Raw genomic sequence first — 13,311 nt, 5'->3', positions numbered from 1 at the left:
GCACCATCGCGGGACATCGAACGTGGTACATCGAGGGCGTTGGTGGCAACTTCAACAACCCCGGCGGTAGTCACCTGCTGATCGAAGCCGGGTCGTGCGGGATCACCATCATGGTCGCGGATCGGGCGCGGATCCCCTTCTCGGCGCTCAAACGGATGGTGGAGAACATGACCTTCGGCGGATGCGACGACACCTCGGACTGGCTGCCGATCATCGGCTCCTGACGCCATCTGCAGCATTACCGGCACCCGCAACACTCGACGCCGGCGAGTATGGCGGAGGCCGGCAACCCTGTCTGTCTTGATGGGCGCGGTAGGACCCTGCTCCTGGGAGGAAGCTGGACGATTTTGGTTACCCCGGCTTGACGCGTCCATCTGTATCAATTTCCGCATGACACGACGCACAGGAATTGCCGCCGGGATCGGGGTGCTCACCATGGCGGCCGGGGCGGGGCTCATCGCCCTCGCCCCGCCGGCCGCGGCGAGCACGGCGCCATCAGTGGTGACGTGGAGCGACTGTGTGGCCTACTCGGACGAGACCCTCGAAGCGATGGGTGTCCCGCCGCAGGAGCTACCCAGGATCCGGGCACTGCTCGCCCGAACCGACTGCGGCACCGTCCAGGTGCCGCTCGACTACAACCGCCCGAACGGCACGAAGATCACGGTCGCGATCAGCCGGCTCCGGGCTACCGACCAGCGGCACAAGCAGGGCAGCATGGCGGTGAACCCGGGCGGACCGGGCGGCAGCGGCTACCTGATGCCGCACCAGCTGGTGCTGACCAGCCCGCAGTTCGAGGCGCTCGCCGAGAAATACGACCTGATCGGGTTCGACCCACGCGGCGTCGGCTACAGCACCCGCGCCGCGTGCACGCGCCCGGGCGACGACGTCACTCCACCCGAGATCCCGGCCGGGCCGCTGACCAAGGCGACCGCCAAGAAGATCTACGACTTCCAGGTTCTGCAGAACCAGACCTGCTGGCAGAGCGACCCCACCTTCCTGAGGCAGCTCACCACTGCCAACGTGGCCCGCGACCTCGAGCAGGTGCGCAAGGCGCTCGGGCAGGCCAAGCTCAGCTACTTCGGCGTCTCCTGGGGCACGCTCCTCGGCCAGGTCTACCGCAGCCTCTACCCGCGGTCGGTCGGCCGGATGTGGCTGGACAGCGTGGTCGGCCCGACCGCGAACCGGCTCGACTCACGCTTCCACGACGTGACCGCGGCCGATGAGGGCAAGATTCCGCGCTGGGCTGCCTGGGCCGCGGAGCGGGACGCGACGTACCACCTCGGCGACACCCCCGAAGAAGTGATCGCCCTGGTCAAACGGCTGAAGACGAAGCTGGACGCGGCGCCGATCGTGTTCAGCGACCTCGACCAGCCGATCGATGGCAACCTGGCCGCCTTCCTGGCCGTCGCGCCCAGCCCGCTGTGGGCGGAAAGCACGCCCGCCCTGGCAGCGCTGACCACAGCGAAAACCGGCGACCCCGTGCCGGACGCCCTCCGGCCGATCCTCATCGGAGACGGGCCGCAGGAGCCCACCGAGCCGCCGGCCGACCTTCCCGAGCAGTTCAACGACGTCGCCGGCCGGGCGATCCTGTGCAACGACGACACCAGCCCGCACGACTTCCCCACCTTCTGGAAGACGTACCGGAGCTGGCAGCGAGAGTTCCCGATCACCGCGGGCCTGGCGCCCTCCACCCAGATGTGCGCGGGCTGGCCGATCCCCGCGAAGGAACCGTTCCAGCTGCGCAAGTCGAACGGCTCGCTGCAACTGTCGGGGCACCGATGGGAGAGCCCGACGCCGTACCCCTGGATCGCCCAGGTACAGGCGAAAATCGGCGGCACCGCGTTCACGGTCGAGGACGACATCCACGGCTCGGTCGCACGGGTGCCCGAGTGCACCGAGCACCTCGAGGCATATTTCCTGACCGGCCGCCCCGACTCCGGCGGCTGCGACGGCGTGACCCCGCCCGCCGACTCGGCCGCCTCGACCAAGTCGGCCGCGGCAGTTGCTGCTGCCGCTGAGTCGGCGCCGGTCAGCACCGACTGGGCGCCCTCCGGCAACCGCTGGAGCTGGCGCAAGCATTGATCCCGTCCCCGCCGCGATGGCCGGTCTTCCGGCCGGCCATCGCGGCTTTGTGCTTCCCCGGTTGCACGCTGCACGGGTGTCATGGGCCAGGCCATCGTGTTCTGGGAAGGTCGTCGAGGATCTGATCGACGGGATGCAATCGGGTGTCAGCCATTGACTTTCGTAACTTCCTGGTGACAACGTTGTCATCGGCCGATCACCCCGGCAGCAGGAGGTTCGCCGTGCGTCACCTCGCGATCGTCACCGTCCTGACCGTCGCGGCCGCCCTGTCCGCGCCGGCGGCCGGCCGCGCCGAAGCCGCCGCCTCCCCGCCGAGCGCCGCCCGCGCGGGCGAGCCGTCGCCGGTCGACCTCGTGCGCCCGTTCGTCGGCACCGAGAACTTCGGCAACACCTTCCCCGGCGCCAGCGCTCCGTTCGGAATGGTCCAGGTAAGCCCGGACACCGGCGGTCAGGGCGGCTACGACTACAGACAGTCGGCGATCTACGGGTTCAGCCAGACCCACCTGTCCGGGGTCGGCTGCGGGGTGGCCGGCGAGCTGCCGGTCATGCCGACCACCGGCCCGGTCACCAGCGTCGACCCGAACGTCTACAAGTCGGCCTATTCGCACACCGACGAGGAGGCCTCACCCGGCTACTACCGGGTCGGCCTGTCGACGTACGGAATCACCGCCGAGCTGACCGCGACCGCGCGCACCGGGTGGCAGCGCTACGCGTTCCCGGCCACCGCGGCGGCGAACGTGCTGTTCAACACCGGCAAGGCGAACCAGAGCGTGTTCGACTCCGAGATCCACGTGGTCGGCGACCGGACGGTCGAGGGGCGGGTGCACGCCGGCGGGTTCTGCGCCGGCAAGGACGACCACACGGTCTACTTCTCGGCGTCCTTCGACCGGCCGTTCGCATCGTTCGGCACCTGGCGGGGCAGCACGCTCGGTTCCGGCCGGGACGCCGCCGGCACCGGCAGTAACGGCGCCTACGTCACCTTCGATGCGACCACCGACCACGACGTGGCGCTCAAGGTCGGGCTCTCCTACACCGGCATCGCCGGCGCCCGCGCCAACCTCGCCGCCGAGACCGGCGACAGCTACGACTTCGACCGGGTCCGCGACTCGCTGCGCGCCGCCTGGGCCACCCAGCTCGACAAGATCAAAATCTCCGGGGGTACGGCGGACCGCCAGGCCGTCTTCTACACCGCCCTCTACCACGCGATGCTGCACCCGAACCTGGCCGGCGACGTGGACGGGTCGTACACCGGCTTCGACAAGGCCATGCACCGGGCCGACGGGTACACGCCGTACCAGAACTTCTCGCTCTGGGACACCTACCGGCCACAGAACCAGCTGCTGGAACTACTGCGGCCGGACGTGGCCCGCGACGTCGCGCTGTCGGTGGTGGTGATCGGCCGGGACGGCGGATGGCTGCCGAAGTGGGCGCTGGCGGACAGCGAAACCAACATCATGACCGGCGACCCGGTCACCCCGTTCCTGGTCGAGGCCTGGTCGAAGGGCCTGCTGGCCGGGCACGAGGAGGAGGCCTACGGGCTGCTGCGGGAGAACGCGCTGAGCCAGCCGCCGGCTTCGACGCCCTACAACGGGCGTACCGGCGTCGGGTACTACAGCGACCGCGGATACATCCCCTCCGGCCTGCGGCTGGGCACCGACTGCGTCGCCAAGGGCGGCGACAACGACTGCCAGCACCCGGCCTCGGCGACGCTGGAGTACTCGGCCGCCGACGCGGCGCTGTCACTGATGGCGGCGGGGCTCGGCCACCGCGCGGACGCCCGGCTCTTCGCCGGCCGCGGCCAGTGGTGGCGCAACCTCTGGGACGTCTCCACCGACCAGTTCCGGCCCCGGACGGTCGAGGGCACCTGGCTCACGCCGTACGACCCGGTGGCGGCGGACGAGCAGTTCCACGAGGGCGGCGCCTACCAGTACCAGTGGCTGGTGCCGCAGGACCCGGCCGGGCTGGTGTCGCTGATGGGTGGCCGGCACGCGGCCCAGAAACGGCTGGACGACTTCTTCGCGTACCCGAAACTGCTCACCGACCCGGCGGGCACCGCCCGGACAGAATGGATCGCCAGCCCGTACGACTACTACGCCAAGCCCACCTACAACCCGAACAACGAGCCCGACCTGCTCGCGCCGTACATGTACCACTGGGCCGGCGCCCCAGCGAAGACCGCGACCGTGGTCCGGGCCTCGATGACGCTGTTCACCACCGGCCCGGACGGCATGACCGGCAACGACGACCTGGGCACGATGAGCGCCTGGTACGTGTTCTCCTCGCTCGGCCTCTACCCGACCACGAGCGGCGCGAACTTCCTGGCCGTCTCGACACCGCAGTTCCCCTCGGCCCTGGTCGACGTGTCCGGCCACCCGCTGACCATCACCGCGGCCGGCGTCTCCGACACCAACCGCTACCTGCAGCGTGCCCGCGTCGACGGCCGGCCGCTGACCCGCAGCTGGATCCCCTGGTCGGCCATCGCCGCCGGCGGCACGATCACCCAGACGGTCGGCGCGACCCCGTCGGCGTGGGGCACGGCACCGTCGGACGAGCCCCCGTCGGTCGACAAGGCCCCACTCGACAACCGCGTTCACCTCGACGCCACCGTCACCCCGGCGGCCGCGGCCTTCCCGGCCGCGTCCGTGGCGCCGAGCAGCGGACCGACCGCCGGCTCGGGCGCGGCATCGGCCGTCGTCGGCGCCGGCTCGTCGGCGAACTTCACGGTCGAACTGGTCGGCCAGGCACCGGGTGTGCTCCTGCCGTTCGTCTCCGCCCAGGCGCCGGCCGGTTGGCGGGTGTCCGTAAAGCAGCCCGGCCTCCTGGTCTCGCGGCATCTCCCGGCCTCCGGCACGGCGACCGTGACCGCCACCGCTCCGGCTGACGTGGCCGTCGGCAGCTATCCGCTGACCATCACCATCCACGCCGCCCAACCGCTGACCAAGACCGCGAGCCTGCTCGTCCGGACACCGCTGACCTGCGCCGGCGCCTCCGGCAGTCAGTGCGCCGTCGACCTGGCCGGCGAACGGACCGTCGACGGGACCGCCACCGTGACCAACCCGGCCGAGGGCAACTTCGACGGCGGCGGCTGGAGCTACGACGCCGCCCTCTTCCCGGCCGCCGGCCCGGTCACCTGGAACGGCGTGACCTACGCAGCCCCGGATCCCACCGGCACCGCGGCCAACTTCGTTCCGGCCACCGGCCGGCCCCTGCTGCTACCGGTCGGCTCCCACAGCGCCGTGGCCCTCGTGGCGACCAGCCACAACGGTCCGGTCAGCGGAGTCTTCACGATCGGCTACACCGACGGGTCGGTCCAGTCCGTGCCGCTCACGATCGCCGACTGGTGCGGCGCCGCGACCCCCGGCACCACCACCGTGCTGTCGATGGACCACCGCATCAAGGCCGGGCAGGGCGTCGACGGGCCGCCCACCAGCCTGTTCGGCGTGACCGTTCCCATCCCGGAGGGCAAGCAGGTCCGCTCGCTGTCCCTGCCCAACGACCCGCGCATGCTCCTCTACGCCGTCACCCTCAACTGATCCACATCGGCTCTGCGGATCACTGTCGATGGCCGGACACCGGTTTGTTGCGCGGCTTCATCCAACGACGGCCAGGAAATCCGAGTAGAACAGGCCTAGGCCGGCCGCCACGCAGATGCCGGCCACGATCCAGAACCGGACCACGATGTTGACCTCGCTCCACCCGGCCAGCTCGAAATGGTGGTGCAACGGCACCATCCGGAAGACACGTCTACCGGTGGTCCGGAACGAGACGATCTGGATCACCCAGGTCGTCGTGATGAGGACGAAGAGCCCGCCGATCACGATCGAGAGCAGCGTGGTGCGGGTGGCCACCGCGAGCCCGCCGATCAGGGCGCCGAGCCCGAGCGCGCCCACGTCACCCATGATGATCCGCGCCGGGGACGTGTTCCACCACAGGAAGCCCACGCAGGCGGCGGCAGCCGCCGCCGCGATCATCGCGACTTCCAACGGGTCCCGGACCTGATAGCAGTACGCGTTGTGCAGCGCGTAGTCGGTGTCACCGCACCAGTGCCGGTACTGCCAGAAGCCGATCAGCGAGTACGCGCCGAGCACCAGGACCGACGCTCCGGTGGCCAGGCCGTCGAGGCCGTCGGTGAGGTTCACGCCGTTCGACATCGCCGTGATCACGAAGACGAACACCATCACCGAGCCGACCTTGCCGACGTCCAGCCAGCTGATGTCGCGGATGAACGAGATGTGCTCGCTGGCCACGGTCTGGCCGTTGGTGCTGGCCACGTAGAGCGCGGCGACGCCGAACCCGCCACCGACGATCGCCTGACCGAGCAGCTTGCCCTTGGCGGACAGGCCGTCGGAGTTGCGCCGGCGCACCTTGAGGAAGTCGTCGAGCAAGCCGACCGCGCCGCAGAAGACGAACAGCCCGAGCAGGACGAGGGCCGTCATGGTCGGGCCCTCCTGCGCGATCTGCCGTTTGGGGAGGGTGGTCAGGGCGATATGCCCGGCGACGTAGGCAAAGACGGTCGCCACGATGAACACGACGCCGCCCATCGTGGGCGTGCCCGTCTTGCCCTCGTTGCTGGCGAGCCCGAGGGATCGAATCGGCTGGCCGGCCTTGAGCGCGGTGAAGACGCGGATCGCCACCGGCGTGCCGAACAGGGACACGATGAACGCGACCGCGGCCGCGACGATGACCGCCCTCACGGGCGACCTTCCACAAGAGCCGACGGACCGAGCCGAGAGTCCTCCGCGAGATCACCAATCACGGGACATGAGCTTGCCACCCGACAGCAAGCGGAGCAGCCCCGAACCTCATAGCGCCTGGTCATGGCTCACCGACATACTGATCTCGTGACATTAGATTGAGCGCGTGGGTGCCACTGCGCGGCTCGGCCGTGGCGGCCTGTCGCTGCGGTGACAGGTGACGAGAACGCCCCCCAGCCACTTGAGCAACGCCCAGGTCAGTTTGCGACCCGGAGCCGACCGGCCTGTTCACAGCGGCCGAGCGCGGGTGCGCGGCCGGGCGGGCGGCACCGGGGGCAGGTCGATCCCGGCCACCACCCGGTTGCGGATGGTGCCGATGCCCTCGACCGTCATCTCGACGACGTCTCCCGGCTGCAGCGGCGGCGGGTCCTGGGTGCCGCGCAATCCCCACAGCTCGGCCAGGCATCCGCCGTTGCCGCAGGTGCCCGAGCCCAGCACGTCGCCGGCCCGCACCTGGGTCCCGCGGGCAGCGTAGGCGAGCAGTTCCGCGAACGGCCAGCCCATGTTCGACAGCAGGTCCCGGCCGGTCTCGACGCCGTTGACCGAGACGCTCATCGCCAACGCGTGGAAGCCGTCCTGGTCGGGTGGAAGCTCGTCGGCGGTGACGATCCACGGGCCGAGCGTCGTGGCGAAGTCCTTGCCCTTGGCCGGCCCGAGGTGCACCGCCATCTCGCGCCGCTGGAGGTCGCGGGCCGACCAGTCGTTGAACACCGAGTATCCGAAGGCGGCGCCGTCGGGGCCGGCGACGACGGCGACCTCCAGCTCGTAGTCCAGCTGCCGGCAGCCCGGCGGGACGGCGATGTCGTCGAACGCCCCGATCAGCGCGTGCGGGTTGGTGAAGTAGAAGGTCGGGGCCTCGTACCACTCGGGGGGCACTCCGGCGCCGCCGGTCATCCCCTCGACGTGCTCCTCGAACGCGACGAAGTCGCGTACTGACGGCGGCGCGAGCGGCGGCAGCACCCGAGCCCCGGCGGCCGGCACGGCCGGACCGTCGAGCGCCCGGGCGCCGAGCTCGAACGCGGCCGGCAACCCGGCCCGCACCGCGTCGAGCACGGTCACGTCGTCCGGCAGCTCGTGCAGCCCGTCGTCGGAGACCACGCCGGCCCGTACTCGGCCGCCGACCTCCCAGGTCGCAAAACGCATGCGCGCTCCCTCCGGAAAGGTCAAGCTCCGAAAAGGTCAAGCTCCGGAAAAGGTCAAGCTCCGGAAAAGGTCAGGCGAGGCAGGTGAGCGGCCGCCCGCCGTTGTAGGTGACCATGTCGCCCAGGGCCGCCAGGACGTCGACCGGGCCGCCGCCGAGGTCGGCGTAGGCCCGGTGGAGATTGCCGACGATGCGTTCGGGATCGGTCCACTCCGCGAAATCGGCCAGGTCGGTCTCCCGGGCGGCCTCCAGCGGGGTGAGTCCGGCCGCCCTCGCCCGCTCCGCGGTGCTCAGCACGAAGCGCAGATAGCCCAGCACGCCGGCGATCACCTCGGGCCCGCAGACCGGGCCGTGACCGGGCACGATCGTGGTCGCGCCCAGCGGGGCGATCTGCTCGGTCAGCACCCTGATCGCCCCGGTCACCGAGCCTGACACCAGGAACGGTGTGCCGCCGTTGAACAGCAGATCGCCCGAGTAGAGCACCGACCGATCGGGCACCCAGAGAATCGAGTCGTTGGTGGTGTGTGCGGGCATCCCGACGTGCTTGACCTCGCACCTCAGGTCGTCGATCCAGAGCGTCAAACCGCTTGTGTACGTCAGGAACGGCGGCGCCGGGGGCACCGACCCCGCGTCGATCGGCTCCCAGATGGAATCCAGCGGCGGCACCTTGACCAGCAGCTCGGCCCTGGTCTGCTCGTGCGCGACGATCGCCGCCTCGCCGAACAAGCCGTTGCCGGCGGTGTGATCCGGATGGCTGTGCGTGTTCACCAGAACGCGCACCGGAGCCGGCGTGATCGCGGCCAGCTTCGCCCGGAAGGCCCGGGTGCGGCGCTCGGTCGAACACGAGTCGACCACGGTCACACCGTCCCGGCCGACCAGGAAACCGGTGTTGTTGATCATCCAGCCGCCGTCCGGCTGGACGTAGGCGTACAGTCCTCCGCCCAGGTCCTCGATCGTGGCGTTCTCGATCGAGGCGGCATGATCGTGCCGGGACGTGCTCATGTCGCCGGACTCCTCTCGTACCCAAGAAGCTCGTACCCAAGAAGCTCGTACCCAAGAAGCTCGTACCCAAGAAGCTCGTACCCAAGAAGCTCGTACTCAAGAAGCTCGTACTCAAGAAGGCAGTCGCCCGCCGAACAGCGCGACCGCGCTGCGGGAGCAGATCGCTTCGCGCAGGCCGGGATCGTCGAACGCCTGCCGCACCCGCTCGACCGGATCCTCGACGCCCATGTCGAACGGGAAGTCGGTGCCGAGCGTGACCTGCTCCGCCCCGACGGCCTGCACGAGATGCCGGAGTGCGGGCTCGGTGTAGACCAGCGAGTCGAACCACATCCGCCGCAGGTACCAGCTCGGCGGCTGGGCGCAGGTCCGCGCGTCGCTGCGGGCGTGCCAGGCGTGGTCGGCGCGCCCGCTGTAGCTGGGCAGCCAGCCCCCGCCGTGCGCGGACCACAGCCGCAGCTCCGGAAACCGGTCCAGCACTCCGCCGAAAATCAGCCGGGACAGCGCCAGCGACGTCTCGGTCGGATTGCCCAGGTGGTTGAACAGATAGGCGATGTCCAGCCGGCTGCCGAGCGAGCAGCCCCAGGGATGGATGAGCACGGGCACGTCCAGCTCGACCACGGCCGCCCAGAACGGATCAAGGGTGGGCGTGTCGAGTTCGACGCCGTTGGCGGCCGTGGTGGAGATCTGCACGCCGACCGCGCCCAGCTCGCTGACGGCGTACCGCAGCTGCGTCTCCGCCAGGGCGGGCAGGTGCGTGGTGACGGTCGCGACCGGGCGCAGCCGGTCCGGGGCCTGAGCGCAGTGCGCGGCCACGGCCGTGTTGACCCGCTCGACGTACGTGGCGGCGAGCGCCTCCTCCAGCCAGTGTCGCGACGTCGGCGTGGGGCTGACGGTCTGCACGTCGATGCCGCCGGCGTCCATCGCCCGGAGCCGGGCCCCGACGTCGGTCAGGCGGCCGATCAGGGCCGCGAAGTGCTCGCGGTTGTACGCGGCGGTGGCCGCTCCCATCGTCGCGGCCTCCGCCGCCAGCTGTTCGGAGAACCCGGGCTGATCGGCCAGGAGCTGATCGGCCGCGGGCGTTGCGACGTGGGCGTGCACGTCGACCGTCCTCACGCCGGCGTCGCGATCTTCGGGTGCAGCCGGCCGATCAGGCCGGGCACGTCGGCGTCGCGCTCGCCGTCGAGCAGCCACTGCCCGAGCTGGACGGACGCGTCGACGACGGCCCGCACGCGGGCTGACCGCCGCTCGTGGAAAGCGTTCCACAGCCCGTCGTCGACCGTGTCCGCGGCCAGCAGGAGCTCGGCCAGCACGGCGGCGTCCTCCAGGGCCATCGCCGCGCCCTGGGCCATGGTGGGCGGACAGCTGTGCGCGGCGTCGCCGATGAGCACGACCCGGCCGCGGTTCCACGCGCCCGGGATCAGGTGCTGGGTGAACCACGTGTAGTTGATCCGGGATCCGGTGGACAGCAGCGGCCGGATGTCGTCCCACGGCCCGTGGTACGCCTCGGCGAGACCACGCATGATCGCCAGCGCCTCGTCGTCGGAGACACCGGACCGGTCCTGGGCGGGTTCCACCAGGTAGGCGTAAATGCTGTCCTCGCCGGTCGGGCAGTATCCGGCGATGAAGCAAGGGCCGCCGTAGTACAGGTCGGTGTGCGTGATCGAGGCCGGCCGCCCGGTGAACGCGCGCCAGATGCCCATCCCGGTCGGTACCGGTGCCACGTCGATGCCGAGCATCTGCCGGGTCGCGGAGTGCAGCCCGTCGGCGCCGATCACCAGGTCGTAGTGCTCCGTGACGCCGTCGGAGGTCGCCAGCTCCACCCCGGCGGCGGCCTGCTCGAGGCCCGTCGCGGCAACGCCGAACCGGATCCGGGCGCCGGCCCCGCGGGCGCGTTCGGCCAGGATCCGGGCCAGGTCAGGCCGGTACATACCGGTGGTGGCGGGCAGATCGGGGCCCCCGAGGCGGGCGTCCGGGACCTCGGCCAGCACGGTGCCGTGGGGGTCCGGCGCGCGGAACGCCACCTTGTCGAACGAGTACCCGTGCGCCCGTACCTCCTCCCAGACGCCGAGCCCGCGCAGCACGCGCAGCGCGTTTCCGCTCAGCGTGATGCCGGAGCCGAGCGCGGACAGATCCGGCTTGGCCTCCACCACCTCCACGGTCACCCCGCCGTCGGCCAGCAGGATGGCCGCGGCCATGCCGGCCGCTCCACCACCGATCACGCCGACGCGCGCCACTGCGCTCATGCTGCCCCTCTCGATGCCGGACCTGTCCCGATCAAACCGATCGATGACGGACCTGTCCCGATCAAACCGATCGGCGAGGCCGCCCGGAAGAGGCCCATTTCGCATGGCCGTCATCGGCGCCGTGGATACCGCCAGGTCAGCCGGGCAACTTTTCCGCTGCCTCCCGAAGCAACGCCCGCAGCCAGAGGTGACCCGGATCGGCCGAGTGCACCGGGTGCCACCAGGCCGCCTCGACCAGATCCATCACGTCGAACGGGCAGGGAAACAGGCGGACGTCGGCGGCCACCGCGAGACGCTCGGCCAGGCGGCGTTGCAGCAGCGTGATCCGGCGGGTCCCGGCGAGCAGGAACGGCAGCGCCAGGAAACTCTCGATGGTCAGATCCACCCGGTGCTCTATGCCCAGCAGCGCCAGCTGGCGGTCGACCGTGGTGGACGCGGTCGGCCGGTGGTATTGGGTGATCCACGGCAACGAGCGCAGATCGTCCAGCGTGATCGAGTCGCCCACCTCGTTGTTGTCGGCGGCCGCGACGCAGACCCAGGTGTCGCGATAGAGGTCCGCGCACGGGTAGTCGTTGAGGAAACCGTGCGGCAACAGCAGCAGGTCCACCGAGCGGAGAGTGGCCTCGATGTCGAAGAGCGCGCTCGGTCCGTGCGGTTCCAGGCGCAGCCGGACCCGCGGCGCGCGTTCCTCGAGCAGCCGGGCCACCGCCGGCCCGAGCACCAGCAACGCATAGTCGCTGAGCAGGACCAGGAACTCGCGGTCGGACGTGGACGGGTCGAAGTCGGGCTCGGCGTCGAAGACCCGTTCGGCGGCCACGATCGCCAGCTCGGTGCGGTGCCGCAGGGACACGCCGAGCGGTGTCAGTTCGTACCGGTTGCCCTGCCGGACCAGCAGCTCGTCACCGAAGTGGCGGCGCAGCCGGGCGAGCGCGGCGCTCATCGCGGGCTGGGTCAGCCCGACCCGCGCGCCGGCCCGGGTCACGTTCCGCTCCTCGATCAGGGCCTGCAAGGCGACCAGCAGGTTGAGATCGAGCCTCGCGAGACTCACCCAACTGGGCATCGGCGGCATGGATAGCTCCTATGACCAACATCCATTTCCTTCATGTGTACGCTGCCCGCATAGTAAAGCCGTGGCAGACACTTTCGCGCTCGGAACGTTCGGCGACTTTCCCGGTCTCGTGGTCGCCGACCGGGTGCTGGACCTGAGCCGGCCGGGACTGCTGCCCGGTGCGGTCAGCACGACGCTGGACCTGCTCCGGGCCTGGGACGTGATGCTGCCGCGGCTGGCCGAGCTGGCCCGGGACGAGACGTTGCCCTGGCAGGGTCTCGCCGGGCTGGACGTACGAGCGCCGGTCGCACCGGGTCAGATCTTCCAATGTGGCGCCAACTACCGGACGCACGTGATCGATCTGGCCGTCGCGCACCGCCGGCCGGACGACACCCGCTCGGTGGAGGAGATCCGGGCCGAGGCCGCCGCGACCATGGACGCCCGGGCCGCCGGGACACCGTACGTGTTTCTCGGCCTCCCGTCGGCGGTCGCCGGGCCGTACGACGATCTGGTCCTGCCCTCCTACAGCGAGCAGCACGACTGGGAGCTGGAACTGGCCGCCGTGATCGGCCGGCGCGCCTTCCGGGTCGCGCCCGCGGACGCGCTCGGCCACGTCGCCGGGTACACCGTCGTCAACGACATCACCACCCGCGACCTGGTGTTCCGCCCGGACGTGGGTGCCCTCGGCGCGGACTGGTTCCGGGCCAAGAACGCCCCCGGCTTTCTGCCGACCGGGCCCTGGATCGTGCCCGCGCGGTTCGTCGGCGACCCGCTCGACCTGCGGGTGACGCTGAAGCTGAACGGCGAAACGATGCAGGACGAATCGACCAAAGACATGATCTTCGGCGTACCGGCCCTCATCGCGTCCATCTCGCAGATCACTCCGCTCCACCCCGGCGACCTGGTGCTGACCGGCAGCCCCGCGGGCAACGGCGCGCACTGGGGCCGGCTGCTCCGCGACGGCGACGTCATGGAGGCGACGATCAGCAGGCTCGGCACCCAGCGCGTACGGGCCGTCGCCCCGCCAACCTGAAACCACCC

General features: G+C 70.6%; 10 protein-coding genes. 4 read left to right on the top strand and 6 right to left on the bottom strand.

Translation table 11 applies throughout. From position 1 onward, the window contains the following. The 3 genes from ODJ79_RS38250 to ODJ79_RS38240 form a co-directional block, all read left to right on the top strand. Nucleotides 1-224: hypothetical protein (locus ODJ79_RS38250; RefSeq protein ID WP_263028583.1), on the top strand; the 224-nt coding region annotated here is incomplete at its 5' end. 166 nt (nt 225-390) lie between these two features. Further along, the gene (locus tag ODJ79_RS38245) at nt 391-2,082 is read left to right on the top strand and encodes an alpha/beta hydrolase (RefSeq protein ID WP_263028582.1); all 1,692 of its coding nucleotides are present in this window, start codon (nt 391-393) and stop codon (nt 2,080-2,082) included. A 221-nt stretch (nt 2,083-2,303) separates the two neighbouring features. Next, nucleotides 2,304-5,615: a GH92 family glycosyl hydrolase gene (locus tag ODJ79_RS38240; RefSeq protein WP_263028581.1), complete on the top strand. Its 3,312-nt coding sequence runs from the start codon at nt 2,304-2,306 to the stop codon at nt 5,613-5,615. A gap of 57 nt (nt 5,616-5,672) precedes the next feature. Here the strand turns inward: ODJ79_RS38240 and mraY are convergent, their stop codons facing one another. The 6 genes from mraY to ODJ79_RS38210 all read right to left on the bottom strand — a co-directional run bounded on the left by mraY (nt 5,673) and on the right by ODJ79_RS38210 (nt 12,270). Then, the gene (mraY, locus tag ODJ79_RS38235; RefSeq protein ID WP_263028580.1) at nt 5,673-6,776 is read right to left on the bottom strand and encodes a phospho-N-acetylmuramoyl-pentapeptide-transferase; all 1,104 of its coding nucleotides are present in this window, start codon (nt 6,774-6,776) and stop codon (nt 5,673-5,675) included. 288 nt (nt 6,777-7,064) lie between these two features. Beyond that, the gene (locus ODJ79_RS38230) at nt 7,065-7,979 is read right to left on the bottom strand and encodes a fumarylacetoacetate hydrolase family protein (protein WP_263028579.1); all 915 of its coding nucleotides are present in this window, start codon (nt 7,977-7,979) and stop codon (nt 7,065-7,067) included. A 70-nt stretch (nt 7,980-8,049) separates the two neighbouring features. Beyond that, nucleotides 8,050-8,979 (bottom strand): MBL fold metallo-hydrolase, encoded by a 930-nt coding sequence (locus ODJ79_RS38225; RefSeq protein WP_263028578.1) that lies wholly within the window; start codon nt 8,977-8,979, stop codon nt 8,050-8,052. 111 nt (nt 8,980-9,090) lie between these two features. After that, nucleotides 9,091-10,092, bottom strand: a complete 1,002-nt coding sequence (locus ODJ79_RS38220; RefSeq protein ID WP_263028577.1) for an amidohydrolase family protein — start codon at nt 10,090-10,092, stop codon at nt 9,091-9,093. Continuing rightward, nucleotides 10,089-11,222 (bottom strand): FAD-dependent monooxygenase, encoded by a 1,134-nt coding sequence (locus ODJ79_RS38215; protein WP_263028576.1) that lies wholly within the window; start codon nt 11,220-11,222, stop codon nt 10,089-10,091. The genes ODJ79_RS38220 and ODJ79_RS38215 overlap by 4 nt, the downstream gene beginning before the upstream one ends. A gap of 136 nt (nt 11,223-11,358) precedes the next feature. Next, entirely contained in the window at nt 11,359-12,270 is a 912-nt protein-coding gene (locus ODJ79_RS38210) for a LysR family transcriptional regulator (RefSeq protein ID WP_263028575.1), read from the bottom strand. 82 nt (nt 12,271-12,352) lie between these two features. On the opposite strand from ODJ79_RS38210, the gene ODJ79_RS38205 reads away from it, so the two are divergent. Beyond that, on the top strand, nt 12,353-13,303 hold the full coding sequence (locus ODJ79_RS38205; RefSeq protein ID WP_263028574.1) for a fumarylacetoacetate hydrolase family protein: 951 nt from the start codon (nt 12,353-12,355) through the stop codon (nt 13,301-13,303). Nucleotides 13,304-13,311 lie beyond the last annotated feature (8 nt).

Origin of the sequence: Actinoplanes sp. KI2 (genome assembly GCF_025630775.1) — a bacterium.
In the GTDB taxonomy this organism is placed as follows: domain Bacteria; phylum Actinomycetota; class Actinomycetes; order Mycobacteriales; family Micromonosporaceae; genus Actinoplanes.
This window is presented reverse-complemented; position numbering and strand designations above follow the sequence as displayed.

What these genes read in the sequence shown, in the direction of transcription:
- ODJ79_RS38215 (WP_263028576.1), bottom strand. Translation starts at nt 11,222, where the DNA reads ATGAGCGCAGTGGCGCGCGTCGGCGTGATCGGTGGTGGAGCGGCCGGC.
- ODJ79_RS38245 (WP_263028582.1), top strand. Translation starts at nt 391, where the DNA reads ATGACACGACGCACAGGAATTGCCGCCGGGATCGGGGTGCTCACCATG.
- ODJ79_RS38230 (WP_263028579.1), bottom strand. Translation starts at nt 7,979, where the DNA reads ATGCGTTTTGCGACCTGGGAGGTCGGCGGCCGAGTACGGGCCGGCGTG.
- ODJ79_RS38225 (WP_263028578.1), bottom strand. Translation starts at nt 8,979, where the DNA reads ATGAGCACGTCCCGGCACGATCATGCCGCCTCGATCGAGAACGCCACG.